The sequence below is a fragment of the Buchananella hordeovulneris genome (assembly GCF_001907235.1).
GTDB lineage: Bacteria > Actinomycetota > Actinomycetes > Actinomycetales > Actinomycetaceae > Buchananella > Buchananella hordeovulneris.
Genome location: NZ_MQVS01000002.1, coordinates 233,739 through 258,829, shown reverse-complemented (window position 1 = coordinate 258,829; position 25,091 = coordinate 233,739). Strand labels below are relative to the sequence as shown.

Annotated in this window: 17 protein-coding genes; 13 read left to right on the top strand and 4 right to left on the bottom strand. The window is 66.9% G+C overall.

Annotated features, from left to right (window positions below):
• Positions 1–60: 60 nt before the first annotated feature.
• Complete coding sequence (locus tag BSZ40_RS02990; RefSeq protein WP_073823158.1) at positions 61–1,614, bottom strand: DUF349 domain-containing protein; 1,554 nt, start codon at positions 1,612–1,614, stop codon at positions 61–63.
• A gap of 142 nt (positions 1,615–1,756) precedes the next feature.
• Here BSZ40_RS02990 and BSZ40_RS02985 point away from each other — a divergent pair, with 142 nt between their 5' ends.
• The 4 genes from BSZ40_RS02985 (at position 1,757) to BSZ40_RS02970 (ending at position 7,477) form a co-directional block, all read left to right on the top strand.
• Positions 1,757–2,479: an MBL fold metallo-hydrolase gene (locus BSZ40_RS02985; protein WP_073823155.1), complete on the top strand. Its 723-nt coding sequence runs from the start codon at positions 1,757–1,759 to the stop codon at positions 2,477–2,479.
• Positions 2,480–2,556: 77 nt separating this feature from the next.
• A complete protein-coding gene (gene hisS / locus BSZ40_RS02980) occupies positions 2,557–3,897 on the top strand; it encodes a histidine--tRNA ligase (RefSeq protein ID WP_073823153.1) in 1,341 nt (446 codons plus the stop codon).
• Positions 3,894–5,876 (top strand): GTPase family protein, encoded by a 1,983-nt coding sequence (locus tag BSZ40_RS02975; RefSeq protein WP_158020856.1) that lies wholly within the window; start codon positions 3,894–3,896, stop codon positions 5,874–5,876. Before hisS ends, BSZ40_RS02975 begins: the two co-directional genes overlap by 4 nt.
• Positions 5,873–7,477, top strand: a complete 1,605-nt coding sequence (locus BSZ40_RS02970; protein WP_073823149.1) for a GTPase — start codon at positions 5,873–5,875, stop codon at positions 7,475–7,477. The genes BSZ40_RS02975 and BSZ40_RS02970 overlap by 4 nt, the downstream gene beginning before the upstream one ends.
• A 60-nt stretch (positions 7,478–7,537) precedes the next feature.
• Here the strand turns inward: BSZ40_RS02970 and BSZ40_RS02965 are convergent, their stop codons facing one another.
• Positions 7,538–9,412 (bottom strand): DEAD/DEAH box helicase, encoded by a 1,875-nt coding sequence (locus tag BSZ40_RS02965; protein ID WP_073823147.1) that lies wholly within the window; start codon positions 9,410–9,412, stop codon positions 7,538–7,540.
• A gap of 182 nt (positions 9,413–9,594) precedes the next feature.
• Between BSZ40_RS02965 and BSZ40_RS02960 the strand changes: the two genes are divergently transcribed.
• Together BSZ40_RS02960 and BSZ40_RS02955 are read left to right on the top strand one after the other, a co-directional pair.
• Positions 9,595–10,215, top strand: coding sequence for a DUF3885 domain-containing protein (locus tag BSZ40_RS02960; protein WP_073823145.1), 621 nt, complete (start codon positions 9,595–9,597; stop codon positions 10,213–10,215).
• 327 nt (positions 10,216–10,542) lie between these two features.
• On the top strand, positions 10,543–11,523 hold the full coding sequence (locus tag BSZ40_RS02955; RefSeq protein ID WP_073823143.1) for a LacI family DNA-binding transcriptional regulator: 981 nt from the start codon (positions 10,543–10,545) through the stop codon (positions 11,521–11,523).
• Between the two features lie 13 nt (positions 11,524–11,536).
• On the opposite strand, the gene BSZ40_RS02950 is transcribed toward BSZ40_RS02955, so the two are convergent.
• Entirely contained in the window at positions 11,537–13,027 is a 1,491-nt protein-coding gene (locus BSZ40_RS02950; RefSeq protein WP_158020855.1) for an MFS transporter, read from the bottom strand.
• An 81-nt stretch (positions 13,028–13,108) separates the two neighbouring features.
• On the opposite strand from BSZ40_RS02950, the gene aspS reads away from it, so the two are divergent.
• Both aspS and BSZ40_RS02940 read left to right on the top strand, forming a co-directional pair.
• A complete protein-coding gene (gene aspS, locus BSZ40_RS02945; protein WP_073823139.1) occupies positions 13,109–14,884 on the top strand; it encodes an aspartate--tRNA ligase in 1,776 nt (591 codons plus the stop codon).
• Positions 14,885–14,995: 111 nt separating this feature from the next.
• Positions 14,996–15,619, top strand: coding sequence for an L-threonylcarbamoyladenylate synthase (locus BSZ40_RS02940; protein ID WP_073823137.1), 624 nt, complete (start codon positions 14,996–14,998; stop codon positions 15,617–15,619).
• Positions 15,620–15,670: 51 nt separating this feature from the next.
• Here BSZ40_RS02940 and BSZ40_RS02935 read toward each other — a convergent pair whose 3' ends face one another.
• Positions 15,671–17,941, bottom strand: coding sequence for an MMPL family transporter (locus BSZ40_RS02935; protein WP_222842733.1), 2,271 nt, complete (start codon positions 17,939–17,941; stop codon positions 15,671–15,673).
• A 121-nt stretch (positions 17,942–18,062) separates the two neighbouring features.
• On the opposite strand from BSZ40_RS02935, the gene BSZ40_RS02930 reads away from it, so the two are divergent.
• The 5 genes from BSZ40_RS02930 (at position 18,063) to mltG (ending at position 25,087) form a co-directional block, all read left to right on the top strand.
• Positions 18,063–19,460: a replication-associated recombination protein A gene (locus BSZ40_RS02930; protein WP_073823133.1), complete on the top strand. Its 1,398-nt coding sequence runs from the start codon at positions 18,063–18,065 to the stop codon at positions 19,458–19,460.
• A 109-nt stretch (positions 19,461–19,569) separates the two neighbouring features.
• The gene (gene rpsD / locus BSZ40_RS02925) at positions 19,570–20,193 is read left to right on the top strand and encodes a 30S ribosomal protein S4 (protein WP_073823131.1); all 624 of its coding nucleotides are present in this window, start codon (positions 19,570–19,572) and stop codon (positions 20,191–20,193) included.
• Positions 20,194–20,314: 121 nt separating this feature from the next.
• Positions 20,315–23,008, top strand: coding sequence for an alanine--tRNA ligase (gene alaS, locus BSZ40_RS02920; protein ID WP_073823129.1), 2,694 nt, complete (start codon positions 20,315–20,317; stop codon positions 23,006–23,008).
• A 25-nt stretch (positions 23,009–23,033) separates the two neighbouring features.
• The gene (ruvX, locus tag BSZ40_RS02915) at positions 23,034–23,492 is read left to right on the top strand and encodes a Holliday junction resolvase RuvX (RefSeq protein ID WP_245793787.1); all 459 of its coding nucleotides are present in this window, start codon (positions 23,034–23,036) and stop codon (positions 23,490–23,492) included.
• On the top strand, positions 23,489–25,087 hold the full coding sequence (gene mltG / locus BSZ40_RS02910) for an endolytic transglycosylase MltG (protein WP_143180860.1): 1,599 nt from the start codon (positions 23,489–23,491) through the stop codon (positions 25,085–25,087). The genes ruvX and mltG overlap by 4 nt, the downstream gene beginning before the upstream one ends.
• Positions 25,088–25,091 lie beyond the last annotated feature (4 nt).

Here is a 25,091-nt window from a genome sequence, read left to right as displayed (position 1 = left end):
AGCTCACAGAGACCACAACGGGGGCGCTATCCCTGTGGATAACGCCCCCGCTGCTAACCGTTAGCGAATTTGGTCCAACCAGCTACGCCGGGCCGCCAAGGCCTCCTCAGCCTGCGCCACGGCCTTGCTGTCGCCAGCCGCCCGGGCGTGCGCGAGCTCGGCTTCTAGCGCCTCGATTGCCTCCTCCAACTGCCCGACCAGGCCGGCGCGCCGGGCCTTCTTCTCCGGGTCTGTGTCCCGCCAACGAGCGTTTTCTGCCTCGGCCACGGCCCGCTCGACAGCCCGCATGCGGTCCTCGATGCGCGCCTTGTGCTCACGCGGCACGCGTCCGGCCTCTTCCCAGGCGTCCTGGATCGGGCGGAGGGCAGCCCGCGCGGCGTCGGGGTCGGTGATCGGCAGCAGCGCCTCGGCATGCGCGAGCAACTCCTCCTTCACCGCCAGGTTCTCCGCATACTCGGCATCGATCGCCCGGTTGGTGGAGTTGCGGTTGTCGAAGAATGCCTGCTGCGCGGCCCGGAAACGGGCCCACAGGGCGTCGTCCTCCCGGCGGGAAGCCCGGCCGGCACGCTTCCACTCGTCCATCAGCTCCCGCATCTTGGCTGACGTCTCCCGCCATTCGGTGGAGGTGGACAGCTCTTCCGCCCGCGCAATCAGCTTTTCCTTCAGGGCCTTGGCCGCTGCCTGCGCCTTGTCCAGTTCGGAGAAGTACTGGCGGCGGTGCCGATCAAAGGCAGTGCGGGCAGCCGCAAACCGCTTCCACAAGGCGTCTTCCTCCCCCTTGGGGATGCGGGGGCCGGACCGTTGCGCTTGCTTCCACTCGTCCAGCAGGGCGCGGAGGGCTTCCCCGGACTGCTTCCACTGCGTCTTGGCGGGATCCTTGGCGGCGATTGCTTCAGCGCGCTCAACAATGGAGGCGCGCACCGCCAAGGCCTCAGCCTTGGCCTGCTCCCGCCGCTGCCTTTCGGCCACCTTGTGGTCCTCCGCTGCTTGCCGCAATTGCTCCAGGCGGTCTCGCAGCGAGTCGAGGTCACCGACCGCCTTGGGTGCCTGCAGCGCTTCGGTCAGCGAGGCCAGGGTCTGATCAATCTCCCGCTCGGAGATATTCATCAAGCGGGCAGAGAACAGCTCCACCTGGGCTGCGATGTCGAGGTAGCGGCGTACGTAGAGCTCCAATGCGTCGGCTGGCACGCCCTCGGGGTACTGGCCGATGGCCCGCTCGCCGCCCTTTTCCCGCACGTACACCGTGCCGTCGTCTCCCACTCGCCCGAACTGGGAAGCACGCACCACCGCGGCAATATCCAGGGGCTGTTCCGCCAGATGTGCCGGAATGGCGGGGGTGGTGCGCCGCAGCGGGCGCAGTTGGGCGGGCGAAGGGCTGGCGTCGGCCTCTGGCTGCTGCACTGGGCCGTCCGCTGGGGCGGGGGCAGCAGAGCTTTCCGCAAGCGCCTCGGTGGCATCGGCGGGCTGCCCAGCCTCGGTGGGGTCAGCGTCCGCGGTCGGCGGAACGGGGCTTGCTGACTCGTCGGTCACGGGGGCAACTGGCGCGGCAGGGGACTCGACGGGGGACTCGGCCGAGGTGGCCTGCTCGTCGCGTGCGTCGGCGTCGACGTTCACGGTAACTCCTTAACGAATAGGGCGCACGGAAACCGTACGCCGGGTCACGGCATAAGCCATGGGCGCGTGACCCGAAACACGGGCCAATACCAGTCTAGAGGTAATCGAGGGACCCGTGGTGACACTACGGTAATCTGCCCGCATGCTTTTGCACCGTTTTGTCTCCCCGGCGTTAGCTGCAAACACCTATGTCTTGGCGCAGGCCGGGCAGGCACTGATTTGCGATCCGGGCGCCGCCACGGCCCCCCAAATCGCTGAGTTCCTGGCTGAACACGAGTTGCAGGTGGCGGCCGTTATCTTGACTCACGGCCATCCCGACCACGTGTGGGATGCTGCCGCGGTGGCTGGGGATCAGCCGGTGTACGTGCCCGGCCCTGACTTGTATCGGCTGGACGACCCGCTGGGCACGGCGGGGTTGCCAGCGGGAGCAAATGTCTTTGCCACCGAGTTCGGGGCCTGGCAGCGGCCACAGCAGGTGGTGGCCATGGGGTTCGAGTGGTTTAGCGGCGGGGTGCAGCTGGCGGGGATTCCCCTGGTGGCGGTGCCTGCGCCCGGCCATACCGAGGGCTCGACCGTATTGCTAAGCGCGGGGCAGTGCACGCTGACCGGGGTGGAGGATGCTGCCGGGCAACCCGTTACGACAGCCCAGCAACTGGCGTTGACCGGCGACGTGATCTTTGCCTCCAGCGTCGGGCGCACCGACTTGTTAGGCGGAGACGAGCGCACCATGTTGGCCACCCTTCGCACCCTGCAGATGGTCATTGACCCGGCCACCTGTCTATTGCCGGGGCACGGTCCGGCCACCACGATGGACACAGAGATAGCTACCAACGCCCACCTGCGCTATGCCAGGCGGGTGGGGTGAGTTTTCGGCCGCTTTAGTGGCCACGTAGGGGTGTCGTCTCCTACCGGGGCACGCTGCCGTGTGACAATCCGAACATGATGATCGCCCACACTTCTCTGTCTGGTTTTCCCGAGTGGCTCCCCGCGGGGCGGATCGTGGAAAACCACGTGCTGGACACCCTGCGCCGGGTGTTTGAACTTCACGGCTTTGCGGCGGTGGAGACGCGGGCGGTGGAACCACTGCGTGACCTACTCCGGAAGGGAGAGACCTCGAAAGAGGTGTACGTCCTGTCCCGGTTGCAGGCGGAAGCGGGCCAGGACCAGAAAGAAACGGACCGCCTCGGTCTGCACTTCGACCTGACAGTGCCTTTTGCCCGCTACGTGGTGGAAAACGCGGGGAAGTTGGCCTTCCCCTTCCGGCGTTATCAAATGCAGAAAGTCTGGCGAGGAGAACGGCCGCAGGACGGTCGCTTCCGCGAATTTCTGCAGGCAGACATCGATGTCGTGGGGAACGGCGAGTTGGCCTTCCACCACGAGGTAGAGGTCCCGCTGGTGATGGCCAGTGCGCTGCAAGCGTTAGGCATTGGTGCGTTCGAAATCAGGGTCAATAACCGTAAGGCGGCGCAGGGGGCCTATCAAGCGCTCGGTATCGACGACGTGGAGGCGACCCTGCGCGCGGTAGACAAATTGGCCAAGATAGGGGCGGATGGTGTGCGCGCCGAGCTGCTCGAGCTGGGCAACAGTCCGCAGGCGGCCGACGCGGCTCTCGCTTTGGCAAAAATCCGCGGCACGGCGGATATCGGGGCGCAGGTGCACGCTGTCTTGTCCCAGGCCGGGGCGCAGCCCAACGACTTGCTGGCAGCAGGATTGGCCGAGCTGAGCGCGCTGCTCACGCAAGCGGCCCAGCAGTTCCCGGGGGTGGTGGTGGCTGACTTGTCGGTGGCCCGCGGCTTGGACTACTACACCGGCAGCGTCTACGAAACGTTCTTGGTGGGCCACGAATCCTTGGGGTCTATCTGCTCAGGTGGCCGTTACGATTCCCTGGCCGTGGCAGGCAAGCGCACCTTCCCGGGGGTGGGAATGTCCATCGGGGTCTCCCGCCTGGTGTCGCGGCTCCTAGCCGCTGACCTCGTCACCGTCAGCCGCAGTGTTCCCAGTGCTGTATTGGTGGCGGTCACCGAGGAGGAGTCTCGCAACGAGTCCCAGCAGGTGGCGGCCAGCCTGCGTGCACGCGGAATTGCCTGTGAAGTTAGTCCCACGGCAGCCAAATTTGGCAAGCAAATTAAGTACGCTGACCGACGGGGTATTCCGTACGTGTGGTTCCCCGCCACACAGGAGGTCAAGGACATCCGGTCAGGTGAGCAGGTTCCCGCCGATCCGGCGCAGTGGTGCCCGCCCGCTGGCGACTGGTGGCCGACAGTAAACGCGGTGGAAAAGTGACGAAAGAGCCAGAGGAAACGGACGTGCCAGCAGCGAGCGGCGCGGAGCCGAGCGCTCCTGCTGCACCTGAGGTTGAGCCGTCGCAGGCGGAGACTGCCGATGAGGCGGCCCCGGAAGCCAGCGAGCAGGCGCCGCCAGCCGACGCGTCGGCAGCGGTGGAGCCGAGCCCGGCGGAGGATACGCACACACCGGTGGGACAAGCCGCCGCGCCGCAGCCCACCCCGGTGGAGGCAAGCAGCGACGAGGAACTGGTGGAAGCGGAGGAACCACCTGCCGATCCGCAACAGGGGGAGACCAAGGAATTGGAGCGCCTAGCAGAAGCAATTTCTGCGCTGGCGTTCCCGCTGCCTTTGCCGGACGTCACGGAAGCGCGCACCGCGCAAGACCAAACAACCGGCCAGCTGCGCAACTACATCATTCCGCGGTTTGCCCGCCTGGATGCTCCGTTACTGGCGGTAGTGGGAGGATCGACGGGGGCGGGTAAGTCGACGATCGTCAACTCGCTGGCAGGCCGGGTCGTGAGTCTGTCCTCGGTGATCCGCCCCACCACCCGCCGTCCGGTGCTGTTGCACGCCCCCGGGGACGGGCAGTGGTTCGCTGACGACCGCATTCTGGGCGACCTGCGGCGGGTCCACGGAGAGGATAGTGATGTCGGCACCGGCACCACCTCGGAGCTACGCCTGCGGGAGGTCGATAGCTTGCCCGCGGGCTTGGCGATCCTTGACGCCCCCGATATCGACTCGGTGGTTACCGAGAACCGTGAACTGGCCGGGCACCTGCTCGCCGCGGCAGATCTGTGGGTGTTTGTCACCACGGCGGCCCGCTACGCCGACGCGATTCCGTGGGATCTGTTGCACGCGGCGGCCGAGCGTAACGTGGTGGTGGCCGTGGTGCTCAACCGGATCCCCGTGGGGACCACCGAGTTGGTTCGGGATGATCTCGCCGCCCGGCTGGTCGAGGCTGGTTTGGGGGGTGCCCCGCTCTTCGTCATTCCCGAAACCACGCTCGACGACGATGGTCTGCTCAGCACCAGCGATGTGGCGGGCCTGCGGGAGTGGCTTGATGGCCTGGTCAGTGACGCCAACCTGCGGGGTGGGGTGGCACGGCAGACCTTGCGGGGGGCGATCATGCAGCTGCAGGACGTCACTACGCGGTTGGCTGCCTCCGGACAACTCCAAGTGGAGGCGATTTCCACCGCCCGCACGGAGGTGGAGCGGGCTTTTGCGGGCGCGCACGCCGAACTCGGGCAGGCCCTCAACGACGGGGCGTTGCTGCGGGGCGAGGTCCTCAGTCGCTGGCACGAGTTTGTGGGTACCGGCGAGTTCTTCCGCCAAGCGGAGGGGTTCCTGAGCCGCACCCGCGACAAGCTGACCTCGTTGTTCCGTGCTAAACCGCAGCCCCAACAGGCCGAGGAGGCGCTGGAGGACTCGCTGCAGTTGGCGCTGGTGGCGGCCGCCGAGCGCGCCACCGAACAGGCGTTGGCTGCCTGGCGGCGACAACCAGGACTGCAGGAGCTGGGCAAGCAAGTGGCCAAGGAGGTGCCAACCGCAGAGATGCGCCTGGCGTTGGCGACGACCGAAGTGCGCGGCTGGCAGCGCGGCATCGTCGAACGCATCCGCAGCGAGGCGGGGGACAAGCGCGCCGCCGCCCGTGTCCTGTCGCTGGGCATCAACGCGGTCGGCGTGGCCCTCATGGTGGTGGTATTTGCCTCTACGGGCGGGCTCGTGGGAGGCGAACTGGCGGTGGCCGGCGGCACGGCCGTGGTGGCGCAGAAGGTACTGGAGAGCATCTTCGGCGATCAGGCGGTCCGCAAGATGGCAAAGGATGCGCATGCCGATCTCGTGGCGCGGGCCGACAGGTTTTTTGGGATCCAACAGTCGCCTTTTTTGGCGCGGTTGGACGACCTAGACGATCCGGCCCCTGCGCTGGGTGAACTCAGCGCGGCCCGCGCCGGTATTTTTGGTGAGGAGACCTCATGAAGTGGCGACGCGGCAGACCAGACACGCACACGTTGGATGACCAGTTGGCGATCTTGCGGCAGGTGGACAAGGTGGCCGGGACCCTGTTGCACCAGTCCACCCGGGCGGCAATTGCCGACGTGCTGCGGCGCAGCGAAGAACGCCGGGCCGTGGCACCTGACCACACGGTGGTGGCGCTGGCAGGGACCACCGGTTCTGGCAAGTCCTCCCTCTTCAACGCGTTAACGGAGTCGACGCACGCCAAGGTTTCCGTCAAACGACCAACCACGTCCCAGACTTTGGGAGGGGCCGTCGACTCCCCGGCGGTGGCCGGTCTCTACGACTTCCTGGGGGTCAGCCGGTCAGTGGCCTTGCCGTCCTCACCGTTGCAGGGCCGAGACGAAGTCGTCTTGCTCGACCTGCCCGACATCGATTCGGTGGCACAAGCCAACCGCCAGGAGGCTGCCCGCCTGACCGAGGTGGTGGACGTCCTGGTGTGGGTGATGGATCCGCAAAAATACGCCGACTACTCCCTGCACGCTGGCTTCCTCACCCCCTTGGCGCGGCACGCCGACGTTTCCCTCGTGGTGCTAAACAAGATCGACCAGGTCCCGGTAAACGAGCAGGAACAGTTGCTGGGCCACCTCCGGTCCCTGTTGCCCGCCGATTCCTACCAGGTGATCACCACCTCGACCCAAACCGGACAGGGTATCGCCGAGGTACGGGAGGTCTTGGACAACCTGGGACGGCAACGCAACGCGGCAACCGCACGCCTGAACGCTGACGTCGCCCAGGTGCTGCACGCGGTGCGCGGTGAGTTGTCGCTGGCGGGAGCAGGCCCCGCCGAGGTATCGGCTAACGCGCGTGCCAAGCTGCAAAACGCGGTGGCCCAGGCGGCAGGTATTCCCCTCATCGAGACCGCCGTGCAGCGTTCCTACCTGCGGCGGGCCGCTCGGCATTACGGCATGCCGGAAGTGCGGTGGCTCTCCCGCCTGCGGCCCGATCCCGTCGATCGCCTGCACCTCGGGCAACGCGGTGCGGCCACCTCGCTGCCTGCCCCCAGCCATTTGGCCGTTGCCAGTGTGGAACGGGCAGCCCGGCAACTGGTCGAGGCCTCCCGGGTGGGAGTGGCCCCCGAGCTGGTGGAGGAAGCGCGGGTGGCGGCCATGGCCGGGGTAGTGCCGGTGGCTGACACCTTGGACGGGGTGATCGCCGCTGATCCGCTGCCCGACGTGGAGCCCGGCGGTGGGTGGCGCGCACTCGGCACCTGGCAGTGGTTGTGCTTCCTGGCGGTGCTGGGCGGGGTGGGTTTACTCGTGGTGGGAGCCATTACCCGGGCCCTGGGGCTGCCGTGGGACCCCACCACGCTCGGTCACCTGGGAGCCGCTGGTTCCCTCGGGAACCTGCCGCTGGCCACCGCTTTGCTTGGCGTCGGCGTGGGCGGAGGGCTACTCGGATGGATCGCGGGCAGATTGGTGGCCGCCCCTATCGCGCGGCGACGCGCCCACCAGGTGGGTAAACGGCTGCGGAGGCACGTCGTAGAGGTCACCGACACGCACCTGGTGGAGCCGGTCGAACAGCGCCTCGGACGCTGGAACGAAATCCTGGCGCTATTGGTCTAGGGCGATAGCCGCTGCGAAGAAGGCGGGCACCCGGTACGGGCGCCCGCCTTCTTCACTGTCCTACCGGTCTGCGTAACGGGGGCGCCGGGCCCCCACCCGGGGTCGGCGCACCGGGGCGCCCTCGTCTTCCCGCAACCGCAGGGGGCGACCCGCCACGTGCGCCTTCGCCAATTTCCGGCGTACCTCCGGGCTGAGATCGCCCGCGATCTCCACCAAGGAGAAGGCCGGGAAGATATCAATCTTGCCGACAGCCGAGCCGGGCAACCCGGACTCCCCGGTGATGGCTCCAACGATGGCACCTGGCTGGGCGCGGTCCTTGTGCCCAACTTCGACGCGGTAACGTTTCATACCGCGCGTCGGCACGCGTCGGCCACCCCGTTCGGCGGCCGAGCGGTGGGAACGCGAGGCCTTGGCGGGCTTGTCACGCCCCGGCTCGAAGGAGGCGGCCAGGAATTCGCCATCCTCGTCTACCTGCTCCTCTAGTCGCACGCGACGCTCTGTACGGCGCACGGCGGGACCGTCGTCGCCGATAGCCAGGGCCATGAGCGCCGCGGCGACGTCTGCCAGCGCCAGGTCCGTGGTCGCCAGCTGGTCCGCCAGCAGTTCCCGGTAGACATCCAGCCGCCCGGCCTGCAAACGGGCGGAGGTGCGGTCCAGCAGCTGGCGGGCTCGGTGCAAGGACACGTCACGCGGGCTCGGCAACTCCACCTCCCGCAGCTTAGTGCCGGTCAGCCGCTCGATCTGCCGCAAGCGTGACTTCTCGCGGGGAGTGAGGAAAGTCAGGGCCCGGCCGGTGCGTCCGGCGCGGCCGGTACGCCCGATGCGATGCACGTATGCCTCGGCCTCGCGGGGCACGTCAAAGTTCACGACCAGGTCTAGTCGTTCGACGTCCAACCCGCGCGCAGCCACATCGGTGGCGATGAGGACGCTCAGCGAGCCTTCCCGCAGCCGCTCCACGATGCGCTCGCGCTCCCGTTGCGGCACGTCGCCCGAAATAGCGGCGGCGGTTATCCCGCGGGGGGCCAGCTCCAGGGCAACTTCCTCTGCGGCCGACTTGGTGCGCACGAAGACAATGGCGGCCCGGGCGTCGGCGGTGGCTAGGACCCGCGCCAGCGCCCCGACCTTGTGGCGGAAGGGCACGACCGCGTACTGCTGCTCTACGGTGTCGACCGTAGAAGACTGGCGCGCCACCTCCACCCGCACCGGGTCGGTTAGGTGGGTGGCGGCAATCTGTTGGATGGCTGGCGGCATAGTGGCGGAAAAGAGAGCGGTGCGGCGACCACCCGGGATGCCAGCGGCGATGGTCTCCACATCCTCCGCGAAACCCATGCGCAGCATCTCATCGGCCTCGTCCAGCACCAGGAACCGCACGGTGTCCAGTTGTAGCGCGCCCCGTTCGATCAGATCGATGACCCGACCAGGGGTACCGACCACGACGTTCGCCCCCTCCTGCAAGCCCCGCAGCTGTGGCACGTAGGACGAACCACCGTAAACCGCCAGGATGCGGGCGTTGCGCGTGGTGGCGGCAAACGTTTCCAGCGCGTCGGCGGTCTGCATAGCGAGTTCGCGGGTGGGTGCCAGGACGATGGCTTGCACGCCTCGATCCTTGGTGAGCCCGGCCAGCAGAGGCAAACCGAAGGCCGCGGTCTTGCCGGTGCCGGTCTGGGCGACCCCCACCACGTCGCGGCCCGCGAGCAGCGGCGGAATCGCTTCCGCCTGAATGGGAGTGGGGGTGTGAAAGCCCAGCTCCGTCACCGCCCGCAAGATGTGGGTAGGCAATCCGAGATCGGCAAACGTGGGGACGACCGTTTCTTCTTCATCTACGGGGAAGGCGGCGGCGTCCCAGTCGAGCTCGGCCTCTGCGTCCGCCAGGGCGTAGGCGGCCATAACCGCGGCATCGGCAGGCTCGCTAAAGGACATGGATTCGTCAGTCATTACTGTAAGGGCTCCCATCATGCGCATATCTAGCCCCCGAGCGCGGTTGCCCCTGGGCCGCCACTGTGCGCTCCGTAATTGCCTAGTCAGCCTACGGGCAGTGTCCTATTTTCGGCAGACATATACGGCGTGAAAGGCACCACGTGCCGGTAGCCTGAGAGCGGTCAGCGGGAGGGGAAACAGTGGAGCTTGAGGTGGCGCGGTGGCAGGCGGCTTGGAGCAGCCAGTGGGCGGATCTGCCGCCGGTGCCCTTCCGGTTGCGGCTACATAGGCCGCGCAATTGGGTACGTTTTCACGCGCTGCCGCAGTCGCAGCGTTACCCGGAAACGGCTGCCCAGTACGCCACGGTGTGGCAGCGACACCGCCGACTATTGACGGAGCTGTGTGCGCACGGCGGGGATAGCCCGCAAGACCTGGTGGTGGTGGCGCAGGGAGGCTTTGCGTTCGGTCCTTCGCGGCAGGGCGAGCTGGGGGACCTCCTGTACGAGCAGATAGCGGACCGGTGGCGGCAGTGGTTCGCCCAGGCGCGGTTTTGGCGAGAGCATGTGGAGATGGACGGGGCGGAGGCGGTGACCTGGCAGTTCGTGCTGGCCCCGTGCCCGCTTGGGGCGGCGCGGACGGCGGCGCTGCTGCGGGCGGTGGCCGATGAGGAGATGTACTCCCTCTTTCTGGCTCCTCCCGACGCGCGCTGGCTCTACCACCCGTATGCCGGCGGTGCCGATGTCATTGCGGCACCGGAAGTAATTGCCCAGCTGCGCGCCGCCCATCCGGACTGGCTTCCCACAAATGCAACCGGATTGTGACAAAAAATAGTGGCCGCAAGACGTGCGGGAAAAGCGGCGAAAACAAAAGGGAAACTGTCCCTGGTGGTGCGCTGTCTGGCAGCGAGGATCGGGGGCGCTAGAGGCTGTGTAACGTTTCAATTCGCTGGCAAGGCGCCGAAACTTGCTGCGCGCCACTTCGATTCAGGCCTGTATCAGGTTTTGGGGGTATATTTCACTCCGGCCTGCTCCAGGGGCTGTGAACTTGGGGTGGCTACCAGGAATAGCATTTCCGGCTGGAACGGGGCCAGGCGGAAAGAAACTACGACCGCCCGCTAATGCCCAGTGAATATCCGTACACGCCCTTCGATGAAGGATGTCGCCGCCCGTGCGGCAGTGTCTATTGGCACGGTTTCGCACGTGCTCAACCACCCAGAACGGGTCGCCTCCACTACCCGGGCGCGGGTAGAAGCGGCCATCGTTGAGCTGGGCTTCGTGCCCTCTGAGGCCGCCCGGCGCCTGCGACGCGGGAGCTCGCCGCTGGTCGGGGTAATCGTCTTGGATCTCGGCAATCCCCTGTGTGCTGCGACCGTGCGCGCCATCGAAGATGAGCTGCGGCAGCAGGTGGGTTGCCTGCCCATCATTTACTCCTCCGACGGGCGGGCCGAATCTGAGGCGGAGATCATGCGGACCTTGGCCGCCCAGGAGGTGCGGGCAGCCGTCGTCTGGGCCAGTGAAGCTACCGCCGCCAACCTGCCCATCCTGACCGCCCGCAACATTCACACCGTGCTCATCGACCATCCGCCGCTGCCGACCACCTCGACGGTGCAGGTCGACGACGAAGCCGGGGCGGCAACCGCCGTGGCGCATTTGCTGGCCCAGGGACACCGCCGTATCGGTCTGATCAACGGTCCCACCTGGTCACCCCAGGCGCAAACACGCCGGGCAGGTGCCGTGCGCGCGCTGCAGGAGGCCGACCTAGCGCCCGCCGAAGCGCTGGTGGAGGTATCGCCCTCCGTGACGGGGCGAGGTTTTACAGCCGCGGACGGCAGCGCAGCGGCCGCCGAGTTGTTGTCTCTGCCTGCCCGCCCCACCGGCATATTTTGTGCCGGTGACCTGCTGGCCATCGGCGCGATGCGGGAAATCAAACGGCGGGGTCACCGGGTGCCAGACGATTTCGCCGTAGTCGGCTACGACGATATTTTCGTGGCCGGAGAGTTAATAACCCCACTGACCACCGTGCGATGGCCTGCGCAAGAGCTGGGCCGGGCGGCCGCCCAGCTCATCGAACAGCAGACCGTGGGGCACGTCAGCTTTACCCCCCAACTGGTGATACGCGAATCAGCCTGAGGCGACCAGCGGGTTAGGGCCGGGCCCGCAGGCCGGCGACCAGTGCCGTCAGCGTTAACAATCCACACAAGGTGTAGACCCCCACGAACTGTCCGGGTGTGCCCAGATGCAGCAAGAGGGTGTGGGCGGCGCCCGCTCCGGCCAATGCCAGGGCGTTCATAACACCTTCCGACATTTGCAACGCCGAAGAGACTTTCCCGTGTTGCGCTGTCTCTACCCGGGCTAGGCAGGTTACCGCCTGCGTCGGGTAGGTCAGCCCTACCCCCACCCCGGCCACGAACCACCCCGTCACCAGCAGCCAAGTTTGGGCCAGCTGCATCCCCCCGAAGGCCACCCCGGCCACGCCGAGTGTCATGACCACCGCGCCCTGCCACAGCAGTTGCGGCTGCCGCCCGGGAGCGAGCCGGTCGGCCAGGAATGCCCCGACCGCCCAGGCGGCCGACCCCACCGTCAGCAACAGGCCCGCCTGCGATGAAGACCAGCCGTTCTCCGTCAGCATCAACGGAATATAGGCCTCGGTGGCGATGAAACCGGCGTTGATTAAGCCACGTTGGGCCACCAGTGCCGGCAGGACGGGCCGCATGGTCCAAGTGCCGGCTGGCAGGAACCGCACCGCGCCGATCCCTACCGCCCCCAAAGCCAGTCCTGCGATCAGCAACCTCACCGGGGCGGGCACTGTCAGCGCCGCCGGGCCCGCGTCTTTCAACATGGTTGACAGCACCAGCAGGGCCCCTGCCCCAATTCCCGCCGCCAGGGCCGCCGGGGCCACGCGTCGCGCGGACAGGCGTGCGAACAAAGCCGACTCTTCCGCGCGCGGCCGCAGTCCCGGTGGCAGTTGCGGCTCCGTCGCGGCGCCTGGCGCCGCCGCTTCTGTGGGCTGAGCAGGTGGTTCTTCCAGGTCGAGCTGGGAAAGGAAGGCGAGGAATGCCAACGCGGCGACCGCAAACAGTGGGGTGATGCCGAGGAAAATCCAGCGCCACCCGAGCGAGTCTGCGATAACGCCCGCCACCCAGGGGCCTACCAGGGACGGCACCACCCAGGCTGCCGAAAAGGCGGCGAAGAATCGGCTGCGCCGCGCGGGCGCCACTAGTTTGCCGACCAAGACATACAACGGCACGATCAGCAGGCCCCCGCCCAGCCCTTGCAAGGCACGGCCGACGACCAGCATCGGCATATTGGGAGCCAAACCGGCCAGCGCCAAACCCGCAGGCAAGAGACAAGAGCCCACCAAGAGCGGGGAGCGGGCACCGAAGCGGTCGGCCCACGGCCCCGCAATCGCCGTCGACATCAGCTGGGTAGCGATCGGCACCCCTAACGGCACCGCATACCAGGTGGGGGCAGCCAAGTCCCGTGCCACCGTCGGCATCGCCGTGACGACCGCTAAGTTCTCCAACGCCACGATGGTGATGACAGCCACCGCGCCCAACAACAGCAACCGCTCATTGCGGGGCAGGGCCGCGCGAGCCGGGGAGGTGGAGGAGCGAGAGGGAATTTTCAGTGGCACTAGCCCATGGTGCCATGCCAGTAGGCTGTCTGCTGCACCCGCTCGTCTCGCGGGGAGGCACATATCTCAAGGAGGATCTCCATGCATCGCACGCACGGCGCAGGCACTCTGCGCGCCAGCCACGTCGGCACCACCGTTACGCTCGCGGGCTGGGTTGACCGCCGTCGCGACCACGGCGGGGTGGCATTTATCGATCTGCGCGACGCCAGCGGCATCGCGCAGGTGGTAATCCGCGACGAGGACGTGGCGCACGAGCTGCGCAGCGAGTTCGTGTTGAAAGTCACTGGTGAGGTGACCGCGCGACCGGAGGGCAACGCCAACCCGAACCTCCCGTCCGGCGAAATCGAGGTGATTGCCACCGAGGTGGAGGTCCTGAACGCGGCCGCCCCGTTGCCGTTCCAAGTCTCGATCCATGCCGAGGACTCCGGCGCGGTGGGGGAGGAGGCCCGGCTGCGTTACCGCTACCTCGACCTGCGGCGCGCGGCCCCACAGCACGCCATCCGCCTGCGCTCTAAGGTCTCCCAGGCGGCGCGGCGGGTGCTTGCCGGGCACGACTTTGTCGAGATTGAAACCCCGACCCTGACCCGTTCCACCCCGGAAGGGGCCCGCGACTTCCTGGTGCCCGCTCGCCTGGCGCCCGGCTCGTGGTACGCCCTGCCGCAGTCCCCGCAGCTCTTCAAGCAGCTGCTGATGGTGGCTGGCATGGAGCGCTACTACCAGATCGCCCGCTGCTACCGCGACGAGGACTTCCGTGCTGACCGCCAGCCGGAGTTCACCCAGCTCGATATTGAGATGAGCTTCGTCGAACAGGACGACGTCATCGCCGTCGCCGAAGACGTCCTGGCCGCCGTATGGCAGCTCATTGACTACGAACTGCCCCGCCCCATCGCACGGATGACCTACGCCGAGGCGATGGAGAAGTACGGCACCGACAAGCCTGACCTCCGCTTCGGTCTGGAGCTGACCGACCTGACCGAATACTTTGCGGACACCACCTTCCGGGTCTTCCAAAACCCATACGTGGGTGCCGTCGTTATGCCGGGCGGTGCCAGCCAACCGCGCCGTCAATTTGACGCCTGGCAGGAGTGGGCCAAGCAGCGCGGGGCCAAGGGCCTGGCCTACGTGACCATCGCCGAGGACGGCACCCTCGGGGGGCCGGTCGCCAAGAACCTGTCCGAGACCGAGCGCGCGGGCTTGGCGGCCGCCGTCGGTGCCGTCCCCGGGGACGCCATCTTCTTTGCCGCCGGGGCCCGCGAGGCGGCCCGCGCACTACTGGGCGCCGCCCGCCTGGAGATCGGCAAGCGTGTCGGACTGATCGACGAGAACGAGTGGAGTTTCGTGTGGGTGGTGGACGCCCCCCTGTTCAAGCCCTCCGGGCAGGACGACGACGTCGACCTCGGCTCGTCGGCTTGGACGGCGGTGCACCACGCCTTCACCTCGCCCACCCCGCAGTGGCTCGACCGCTTCGAGGAGGACCCAGGCAACGCTCTGGCTTATGCCTACGACATTGTCTGTAACGGCAACGAGATCGGGGGTGGCTCCATCCGTATCCACCGTCGCGATGTCCAGGAGCGGGTCTTCGCCGTCATGGGTATCGGAGAGGAGGAAGCCCGCGAGAAGTTCGGCTTCCTGCTGGACGCCTTCCAGTACGGCGCGCCGCCCCACGGCGGTATCGCCTTCGGCTGGGACCGGATCGTCTCCCTGCTGACCAAGTCCGAGTCTATTCGCGATGTCATCGCCTTCCCGAAGTCCGGGGGCGGTTTCGACCCGCTGACCCAGGCCCCCGCGCCTATTACCGCGCAGCAGCGCAAGGAGGCCGGCGTCGACTTCAAACCTGAGGCGGCCCCCGCCCAGTAGCGGCGAGCGTGAAGCGGCCCGGCGGCGACCTCAAGGTCACCGGCGGGCCGCTTCGCTGCCAGGGAATCTTCGGACCGACTCGACGACTGCGGCGCGGGCCACAATGGGTTCATGAGCGCATACGTGGAATTGCACCCGGTTAACCCGCAAGCTCGTCTGATCGACAAGGTGGTGCGGCAACTGACCGCCGACGGCCTGATCGCCTACCCCACCGATTCCGGTTACGCCCTGGCCTGCAGGCTGGGCAACAAGGAAGGTCTCGACCGCATCCGGCAGCTGCGGCAATTGGGGGAGAAGCACAACTTCACCCTGGTGGCGCAGTCGTTTAACCAGCTGGGGCAGATGGTCATCGTCTCCAATGCCCATTTCCGGCTAATCAAGTCGCTGACCCCTGGCCCGTACACGTTCATCGTCAAGGGGACCAAGGAGATTCCGCGCATGACGCTGCATCCCAAGAAACACACGGTGGGATTTCGGATTCCGCGCCACACCATCGCCCAGGCGATCGTGGCGGGCCTGGGCGAACCGGTGTTGTCCTCCACCCTGTTGCTGCCCGGGCACAGCGAGGCCATGAGCGAGGGCTGGGTGGTGCGAGACGAGCTGGGCCACCTGCTGGACATGGTGGTCGAAGGACCAGTGGACTCCACGGAGCCGACGACCGTGCTGAACCTCACCGACGACGTTCCGGTGCTGGAGCGGCAGGGCAGTGGCCCCGTGGACGGCATCCTGGCCTAGCGGCCAACCTGCCGCGCTTGGGGGCGGGCCAGTCCGGCCCGCCCCCAAGGCTTAGTGCCGCAGCCCGAGGCGCTGGTAGAGGCGGACCAGCGGCTTTGGCGCCCACCAGTTCCATTTCCCCAGCAGCGTCATGGTGGCGGGCACCAGAAGCATGCGCACCACGGTGACGTCGATGATGACGATTAGTGCCAGCGTCACCCCCACCTGCTTAATGACGAGCAGGTCGCCGAAGACAAAACCGAGGAAAACCACGCAGATGATGAGGGCCGCCGAGGTGACGATCCGGCCGGAGCGCTGCAGCGCCAAGGCCACCGCATCATTGTTGCTATAGCCCTGATCCCAATACTCCCGCATACGGGCCAGCAGGAAGACTTCGTAATCCATGGCCAGGCCGAAGCCGAACGCCACAGACACCGCCAGCACGGTCGCTTCCAGGCCGCCGGTCGCGGTGTACCCCAGCAATCCCTCGCCGAGCCCCCGCCCGAAGATCAACGCCGCCAACCCCAGAGAGGCAGCCAAGGACAGCCCATTTGTCAGCAGCGCCTTTACCGGCACCAGCAGGGAGCCGGACAGGAGGAAGAGCAGCACGAACGTGCTGAGCACTACCAGTGCCAAGGCCAGCGGGAAGCCCTCCCACAGGGCGTCGACGAACTCCACCTGGATGGCGCTTTGCCCCGTCAGTCCGATCTCGGTGGGGGCATTGGCGGCGTAGAGGGCCCGCACGACGCCGTCCGCCTCAGTGGAGCCGGATGGGCTCGTCAGATTTAGGCCGTAGACCGTGTGGGCGGGCAATTGTTGGCCCGGCAACACCTCGGCTACTCCCGGCAGGCGCGCTACCGTCTCTTGGACCCACTGCTCGCTGGCCGCGGGGGCACCAGCCGCCACCAACACCAGATCAGTGCTGGCGGAAGCCGGATACTGCTTCACCACCTGCGCCAAAAACTGGCGTTGCGGGGAGGAAGGGGGGAGCAGATCCTCCGTGGAGACCTTTACCTGCATCTGCGCCAGCGGCACACACATGGCCGCCAGCGCCGCCAGCGAACCCACCAGGTAGACCCACGGGCGTTTTTGTACCTGGCGGGCCAGCCGCGAGAACACCCCTTCCGTGTGCGAAACATCGGACATGGTGGCCGCCAGCCTGCGGATGAGCGGGAGGCGGGTTAGCACACTGGGCTGGGCCAGGCGTCGTCCCAGCAGCACGAGTACCGCGGGCACCAGCGTGATGGACGCCGCCAGGGCCAGCAGGATTGTGGCGATGGCACCGAACCCCATGTAGCGCAGAAGCTCCGGCCGCATCACCACGAGCGCCAACGTGGACAACGCCACCGTCAAAGCAGAGAAAAACACGGTGCGGCCCGCCGTCGAGACCGCCGCCACCAGGCTGTCAGCCACCAGGGCATCGTTGCCCCCGCGGGGCGAGCGCCGCTCCCGCCGCAGTTGCACGCCATCGGGATTAGTAACCGCGCGGGCCTCTGCCTCCAGGTACGAGTCGGCGCGGGCGGCCAGCTCCTCCCGGTAGCGTGACACCAGCAGCAGGCCGTAGTCGATCGACAGTCCGAGACCAATTATCGTCACCACATTCACGACGTAGGCCTCAATAGTTAAAAAGTGGGAAAGAATCCACATCGCCCCCAGGCCCGACACGATGGAACTGACCGCGCCCAGTAGCGGCATGCCCGCAGCCAGGAAACCACCAAAAACCAGCACCATCACCACGAGGGATGCGGGCAGGCTAATGGCCTCACCCGTAACCAGATCTGCCTTGACCTGGCCGATCAGTTCGTCGATGAACATGGTCTTTGACGACAGCAAAACAGTGGCAGCGGGGGCGGTGGCAGCCAGACGCTCCGGAATCTGTTGCAAGACAGACAAGACCTCAGCGTGGACCGTGCGTTGCGTGGCTTCGTCCACGTCGGCAATGTCCACCGCCACCAGGAAACCTTGCCGGTCAGTGGCGACAATGGAAGCCGCCGCTGGGTTGTCTACCGCGTCAGGAAACGCGAAGGGCGAGACCACCTGCACCACGTCCGGAATAGCCGCCAGCTCGGTCTCCAAGTCCCTCAGCACCTGTCCGATTGGGGCAGCAGCCTGCGCGGAAGAAACATCGACCCCCTGCACCAAGGCGGTCACCGTCAACTGACCCCCGCCAGCTTGTTGCAAGACCTCCTGCGCAGCGTGGGCGCGCGAGTGAGTATCGAAGGTGTCGCCGGGGCCGAGACGCGCAAAGAGAGAATCGCCGGTCAACCCCAAAACAGAGGAAGCCAAGGCGCCGAGAAGAATAACGACCCAAGCGGTGACTATCCAGCGCGGATAGCGCACCACTGTCCTAGCTAATGCCTTAAACACGTAGTAATCATCTCACCAAAATGCGGCGCGCGCGCCCGCTTCCTTTGGGGGCGGGCACAGGCCAAGCGGGCGGCCGATTACTGGTTAGGCTGAAGACATGGACCTGTTCGAATCCCAGGGGGTCGACGCGGTCGGAGTCCCCACCGCGGCCGCCCACTCGCCGCTGGCGGTGCGCATGCGGCCGACGACAATCGCGGATGTCGTCGGGCAGGAGCATCTGCTGGCCCCCGGGATGCCGCTCTGGCGACTTCTCCAGGAGCAAGACCAGGCAGGTCCCTCGGTGGCCTCGGTAGTGCTATGGGGACCGCCGGGCACAGGCAAAACTACGCTGGCCTACCTGGTGGCGCGCGCGAGCAAGCGCCGCTTTGTGGAGCTATCCGCCGTCTCCGCCGGGGTGAAAGAAGTGCGGGAGGTGGTCGCAGCCGCGCGCCGACGCCTAGCGACCTCTGGCGAGGAAACCGTCCTCTTCGTGGACGAGGTGCATCGTTTTTCCAAGTCACAGCAGGACGCGCTCCTGCCCAGCGTGGAAAACCGGTGGGTCACCCTGGTGGCGGCCACTACCGAGAACCCCAGTTTCTCGGTGATCGCGCCCCTCCTGTCCCGCTCGCTGCTGCTCACCCTGCAACCGCTCGGCACAGAGGCGCTGACCACCCTGCTGCAGCGGGCCGTGACCGCTGAGGAGGGCTTGCGGGAGGCGATCACGCTGCCCGCCGAGGTGGCTGAGGCCATAACCCGCCTGGCCGGGGGAGACGCGCGCCGCAGCCTCACCCTGCTTGAGGCGGCGGCAGGGGCCACGTTGCAGCGCTGCCCCGGTGTGCCCCGACCCACCCTAGAACTGGCCGACCTGGAAGCGGTGATAGACGCCGCCGTCGTGCGCTACGACCGTGACGGCGACATGCACTACGACATTACGTCCGCCTTCATAAAGTCGATGCGGGGCTCGGACGTCGACGCCGCCCTGCACTACCTGGCGCGCATGCTGGTGGCCGGGGAGGATCCCCGATTCATCGCCCGACGCATCGTTATCGCCGCGAGCGAGGAAGTCGGCATGGCTGACCCGGGCGCACTCCAAGTAGCAGTCGCCGCCTTTCACGCCGTGTCGTTCCTTGGCATGCCGGAGGGCCGCATCCCACTGGCCCAAGCCGTCGTGCACATAGCCACCGCTCCCAAATCCAATCGCGCCTATCTGGCCATCGACAAGGCGATCGCCGATGTGCGGGCCGGCCGCACCGGTCCGGTGCCGCTGCCTCTGCGGGACGGCCACTATGCCGGGGCAAAGGACCTCGGGCACGGCGTGGGCTACGTCTACGCGCACGACGCCCCACACGCTATCGCCCCGCAGGTCTACGCCCCGGCCGCGGTGCGAGGACAGCGCTACTACGAGCCGAGTGAGCGCGGCTACGAGCGGACTGTCGCCCCCCGCCTGGCAAGAATCCGCGACATTCTGGCGGGTGGGACAGCTCACGGCGACACGGAAGCCGACGGACAGCCCTAGCTGCTAGGCTGGCGCGGTTGCTTATGCGACCACTGGGGTCTTAGCCAACAGGTTGACCCCATCTCGAAGAGAGATGACGTTACAAGACGACAGAAAGGTGTGAACGAGTATGGCTCTGTCCCGTACCCGTCGCCAGGTGCGCCTCTCGCGTGCCCTCGGTATTCCGTTGACCCCGAAGGCCCAGCGTTACTTCGACAAGCGGCCCTACGGCCCGGGTGAGCACGGCCGGGCCCGCCGCAAGCAGGACTCCGACTACTCGGTGCGACTGAAGGAAAAGCAGCGGCTGCGCGCCCAGTACGGCATTCGGGAAAAGCAGCTGCGCCGCACCTTCGAGCTGGCGCGTCGCGAGCAGGGGCTGACCGGTGAGGCCCTGGTCGAGCTGCTGGAGATGCGTCTGGACGCCCTGGTGCTGCGTGCCGGGTTCGCCCGCACGATCGCCCAGGCCCGGCAGGCCGTGGTTCACCGTCACATTCTGGTGGACGGCAAGATTGTGGACCGTCCGTCCTTCCGCGTTAAGCCCGGCCAGGTGGTGCAGGTCAAGCCCAAGAGCCAGACCATGGTGCCGTTCCAGGTGGCTGCCGCCGGTTCGCACCGGGATGTGCTGCCCGAGGTGCCCGGCTACCTGAAGGTGGAGCTGGAGAAGCTGCGCTTTGAGCTGGTGCGCCGCCCGAAGCGGGACGAGGTCCCCGTGACGTGTGAAGTTCAGCTCGTCGTTGAGTTCTACTCGCGCTAATCTGCCCTCCTGGCCCGGCCCCAGCAGCTCAGCTGCTGGGGCCGGACCATTTCAGATTCCCCACCAGCGCCCCGTATCCTTGACGGTGGCCCGCCTGCCCTAGCTTTTGGAAGGACTTCCCATGCGCACTAGCGAGATTCGCCAGCGGTGGCTCGACTATTTCGCGAGCCAGGACCACGCCATCGTGCCGTCGGTTCCGCTCGTCTCGCCGGATCCGTCGATCCTGTTCACGATCGCCGGGATGGTGCCTTTCATTCCCTACATCCTGGGCACTGAACAGGCACCGTGGCCGCGCGCAGCCAGCGTGCAGAAGTGCATTCGCACCAACGATATTGACAATGTGGGGCGTACCACTCGCCACGGCACCTTCTTCCAGATGAACGGGAACTTTTCGTTCGGGGATTACTTCAAGGAAGGAGCGATCCGCTACGCCCACGAGCTGCTTACTGGCCCGGTGGCTGACGGCAAGTATGGGATCGACCCGGACAAGCTGTGGGTGACTATCTGGGAAGAGGACGCCGAGAGCTACGACGTCTTGACCCGAGGGGTGAACCTGGATCCTGATCACATCGTCAAACTGACACGCGAGCAGATCTTCTGGGACACGGGGCAGCCCGGTCCGGCGGGGCCGTGCGCCGAATGGCACATTGATCGGGGGCCTGAGTTCGGCCCCGACGCACTCGGCGGCACCGTCGACCCGGGCGGTGACCGCTACGTCGAGGTGTGGAACCTGGTGTTCGACCAGTACCTGCGGGGTGAGGGCACGGGGAAGGATTACCCGCTGCTGGGCGAGCTGCAGGAAAAGGCGATTGATACCGGGGCGGGGCTCGAACGTTTGGCCTACATCCTGCAGGGCAAGGCCAATATGTACGAGATTGACGAGGTCTATCCCGTCATCGCGGCCGCCGAGGAAATGTCTGGGCTGTCCTACGCCGCTAAGCAGCACTCCGAGGACGGGGTCCGCATGCGGGTGATTGCTGACCACGTGCGCAGCGCCATGATGCTGGTGGGCGACGGCGTCCGGCCGGGCAACGATGGGCGCGGCTACGTACTGCGGCGCCTCGTGCGGCGGGCGGTGCGTTCGATGCGGTTGCTCGGCGTGGACGAAGCAAGCCTGCCGGTGCTGCTGCCAGCATCGATGAATGCCATGAAGCAGTCTTACCCTGAGCTGGAGACTGACTTTGCGCGCATTAGCGAGGTGCTGTACACGGAGGAGGACGCTTTCCGGCGCACCCTGGTGGCGGGCACCTCCATCCTGGATTTGGCGGTTGGGCGCGCTCAGGCGCAGGCCCGCACCGGGCGGCAGCCGCGCCTGACCGGCCAGGACGTCTTCACGCTGCACGACACTTACGGCTTTCCCGTTGATCTCACCCTGGAGATTGCGGCGGAAGCTGGCGTGGAGGTGGACCGGGCGGGCTTCGACACGCTCATGGCGGAGCAGAAGGCCCGGGCGCGGGCGGACGCGCTTGCCAAGAAGTCTGGTCACGTAGACGCCCGCGTCTACAACGACTTGCTGCAGGCCGCCGGGGGGCCGATTCCTTTCCTCGGCTACACCGACACCCAGGCGGCGGCGCAGGTGGTCGGCATTCTGGTGGATGGCGAGACTGTGCCGGTAGCCACCGCCCCGGCGGACGTCGAGGTGGTGCTCACCCAGACGCCTTTCTACGCGGAGGCCGGCGGGCAGCTGGCCGACCACGGTGTGATTCGCTTGGCGGGAGGAGGCATCGTCGAGGTCGACGACGTGCAGAAGCCCGTGGCGGGCCTGATCGTGCACCGGGGACGTTTGATTGAGGGCGATATTCATCTGGACGAGGCAGCCAGCGCCGAAATCAATGTGGTGCGGCGGGGCGCTATCGCCCGTGCCCACACGGCCACCCACATGGTGCACCAGGTGTTGATGGAGGAGTTTGGCAAGGAGACGACGCAGGCGGGCAGCGAGAACGCTCCCAACCGCATGCGGTTTGACTTCCGTTACGGTCAGGCCCTGTCCGCGGACGCGCTGGCCACCGTCGAGGGGCGGGTCAACGAACGCCTCATCGATAATCTGGAGATCACCGACCAGATCATGGACCTGGACGCGGCTAAGGCCTTGGGGGCCCAGGCGCTATTTGGGGAGAAGTACGGTCGGCAGGTGCGGGTGGTGTCGATCGGTGGGGACTGGTCGCGGGAGTTGTGCGGGGGCACCCACGTGGCCGCCACCGGGGCGATCGGACGGGTCTCGGTACTCGGCGAGTCCTCCATCGGCTCCGGGGTGCGGCGCATTGAGGCCCTGGTTGGTGCGGGTGCCTACCTCAAGCACGCCCAGGAATCCGGCGTGATCAGCGAGCTGGCAAGCGTGCTGGGGGGCACCCCGGAGGAGCTGCCCGGGCGGGTGGCCAATTTGGTGACCCGCCTGAAGAGCGCGGAAAAGGAACTGGCCCGTTTGCAGGAAAGCGTGCTGCGGGCGCTGGCGCCCCAGATTGCGGCGGAGGCCGAGGAGATAGCGGGCGCGCGGTTGGCGCGCCGGGCCCTTACCGAAGCCCCGAGCGCGGACGCGGTGCGGGCCTTGGTGCTGGCCGTCCGCGAGCAACTGGGCGACGAGGCCCCCACCGTGGTGGCTATCACGGCAGTGGTCTCCGAGCGGCCGGTGGTGGTGGTGGCCACGAACGCGCAGGCACGTGAACGCGGCATGAAGGCCGGGGACTTGGTGCGCCGTGCCGCCCAGGTGCTGGGTGGCGGCGGAGGCGGTAAGCCCGACCTCGCCCAGGGCGGTGGGCAGGACGCCAGCCAGATCGGGCAGGCGCTGGACGCGATTGCCGCCGATCTGCGCAATTAGGGCAGTTGTGCGTCCCGGAGTGCGGATGGCATTCGACGTTGGCACGGTGCGCACCGGCGTGGCGCGCACCGATGCCGGGCCGGTGCTAGCGGTGCCGGTGGTGACCTTGCGGCCCGCCAACGACGACGACCTCGTCGACCAGGCACTGGACCTGATTGAGGAGTACGAGCCGATCGAGATTTACGTGGGTTTTCCCCGGCATCTGTCGGGCGCGGCCGGCGCATCAGCGAAACGGGCTCGCTGGTTCGCGAGAGAGCTGGCCCAATGCACTAGCATGGCGGTCAGACTGATCGACGAGCGGCTCTCGACGGTGACGGCCGAAGCAGTGCTCCGGGACGCTGGTCGTGCCAGCCTCCACCAACGGGGGGTGGTCGACCAGGTAGCGGCCACGGTGTTGCTTGACCAGGCACTCGAGACGGAACGGCGTACCTCGTCCCCGGCGGGGGAGTTGGTGCGCAGTAGACGGAAGGGACAGCGCACGTGAGTTACGACAGTAGGACCCCTGAGGTGCCTGGAGCCGATGGGACTGGCAGGCCGCTGACGCGGCGGGAACTGCGGGCGTTGGAGCGGGCGGCGGCAGCCGAGCAGGGCCGCGGACAGGCCGACGCTGCGTTGTCAGCCACCGGGCAGTTCGAAGTCCCGCCGGAGGTGGCTTCCCCGCCGGGCACGCGCCCCACCGGTATTTCCACGGGTCTGCCCTTTGCGGCGGTGCGCTCTGGGGCCCCCGCCTCGCAGACCACCCCGCGTCCCGACAGTGACTCCGCGGAGGGCTACGCCGCTGCCCCCGCGGTGGCCTCGGTCTTCCCTAAGGTGTCGACGGGGGCGACGGCAGCCGTCGACTCCCCCAGCGCGGCGGGGGAGGGCGGGCGTTCCCCGTTTGCCCCGGTGCGCGGGCAGGTGGCAGCGGAGGCGGACAGCGCAGCTGGCGAGGGGACGGAGGACTCCCTGGACCTGCTCACGCAGGCGCCTGCCGATGGTAAGAAGCGGGGCCGACACCCGGTGCGTACGTTCTTCGTGCTGGTGCTGGTGGTCGGTATGGTGGCCGGCATCGGCTACTTCGCCTCCCGGGCGGTGATGGCGATGGGACTTTTCGATTCCAAAGAGTCCGCGAGTGTGGAGGACTATCCGGGGCCGGGCGGCGAGAGCGTCACGATCACGGTGGCTCCGGGCGCTACCGGTAACGACATCGCCGAGAGTTTGGTCAACGCCGGGGTCACCGCGAGTCTGACCCGCACCCTGGGGGCGCTGAACGAGAATGCCGATGCCCTGAAGATTCAGCCCGGCACCTACGCGTTGCGCAAGGAGATGCGGGCGGCGGACGCCGTGGCGATGCTGCTGGACCCGGCGGCCCGGGCGGACACGAAGTTGACGATCCCGGAGGGCTGGGGCAAGAAGGCGATCGCGGACAAGCTGGCGGAGATCGGTGGTTTCCCCCGCGAGGAGGTGGAGGCGGCGCTCACCGATCCGGCCCTGGGATTGCCCGCGGAGGCCAAGGGTAACGCCGAGGGTTGGCTGGCCCCCGCCACGTACACCATCGATCCGGGTGCCAAGCCGTTGGATGTGCTCAAGCAGATGGTGGAGCTGCAGATTCAGCGCCTGGATGCCCTGCAGGTGCCGGCCGACAAGCGGCAGGAGGTGCTTATTAAGGCCTCCATCTTGGAAAAGGAGGGCAAGTACGAGAAGGACTACCTGCGGGTGGCCCGGGTCATCGAAAATCGTCTGTCACAGCCGGATGAGGAGACGCAGGGCAAGCTGCAGATGGACTCGGTGGTTTGTTACGGCCTGGGCAAGGTGATTTGCGAGCTCGATGATCCAGAGATCGCGGATCCCAGCAATGCCTACAACGTCTACCAACACCAGGGGCTGCCCCCGGGGCCGATCGCCAACGCGGGCGAGCCCGCGCTGCAGGCGGTGCTGAATCCGGAGCCGGGGCCGTGGCTCTACTTCGTCACCATTGATCTGAACTCGGCGGAAACGCGTTTTGCCAGCACCTATGAGGAGCACAAGAAGAATGTTGCTCTCCTGGCGACCTGGTGTGAGTCCCACCGGGATGTCTGCAATGAAAAAAAGAAGAACTAGGTCG

Excerpts from the sequence above, each read along its gene's own strand:
- BSZ40_RS02985 (WP_073823155.1), top strand. The coding sequence starts at position 1,757 with ATGCTTTTGCACCGTTTTGTCTCCCCGGCGTTAGCTGCAAACACCTAT.
- hisS (WP_073823153.1), top strand. The coding sequence starts at position 2,557 with ATGATCGCCCACACTTCTCTGTCTGGTTTTCCCGAGTGGCTCCCCGCG.
- BSZ40_RS02970 (WP_073823149.1), top strand. The coding sequence starts at position 5,873 with ATGAAGTGGCGACGCGGCAGACCAGACACGCACACGTTGGATGACCAG.
- BSZ40_RS02965 (WP_073823147.1), bottom strand. The coding sequence starts at position 9,412 with ATGACTGACGAATCCATGTCCTTTAGCGAGCCTGCCGATGCCGCGGTT.
- BSZ40_RS02955 (WP_073823143.1), top strand. The coding sequence starts at position 10,543 with ATGAAGGATGTCGCCGCCCGTGCGGCAGTGTCTATTGGCACGGTTTCG.
- aspS (WP_073823139.1), top strand. The coding sequence starts at position 13,109 with ATGCATCGCACGCACGGCGCAGGCACTCTGCGCGCCAGCCACGTCGGC.
- BSZ40_RS02940 (WP_073823137.1), top strand. The coding sequence starts at position 14,996 with ATGAGCGCATACGTGGAATTGCACCCGGTTAACCCGCAAGCTCGTCTG.
- BSZ40_RS02930 (WP_073823133.1), top strand. The coding sequence starts at position 18,063 with ATGGACCTGTTCGAATCCCAGGGGGTCGACGCGGTCGGAGTCCCCACC.
- rpsD (WP_073823131.1), top strand. The coding sequence starts at position 19,570 with ATGGCTCTGTCCCGTACCCGTCGCCAGGTGCGCCTCTCGCGTGCCCTC.
- alaS (WP_073823129.1), top strand. The coding sequence starts at position 20,315 with ATGCGCACTAGCGAGATTCGCCAGCGGTGGCTCGACTATTTCGCGAGC.
- ruvX (WP_245793787.1), top strand. The coding sequence starts at position 23,034 with ATGGCATTCGACGTTGGCACGGTGCGCACCGGCGTGGCGCGCACCGAT.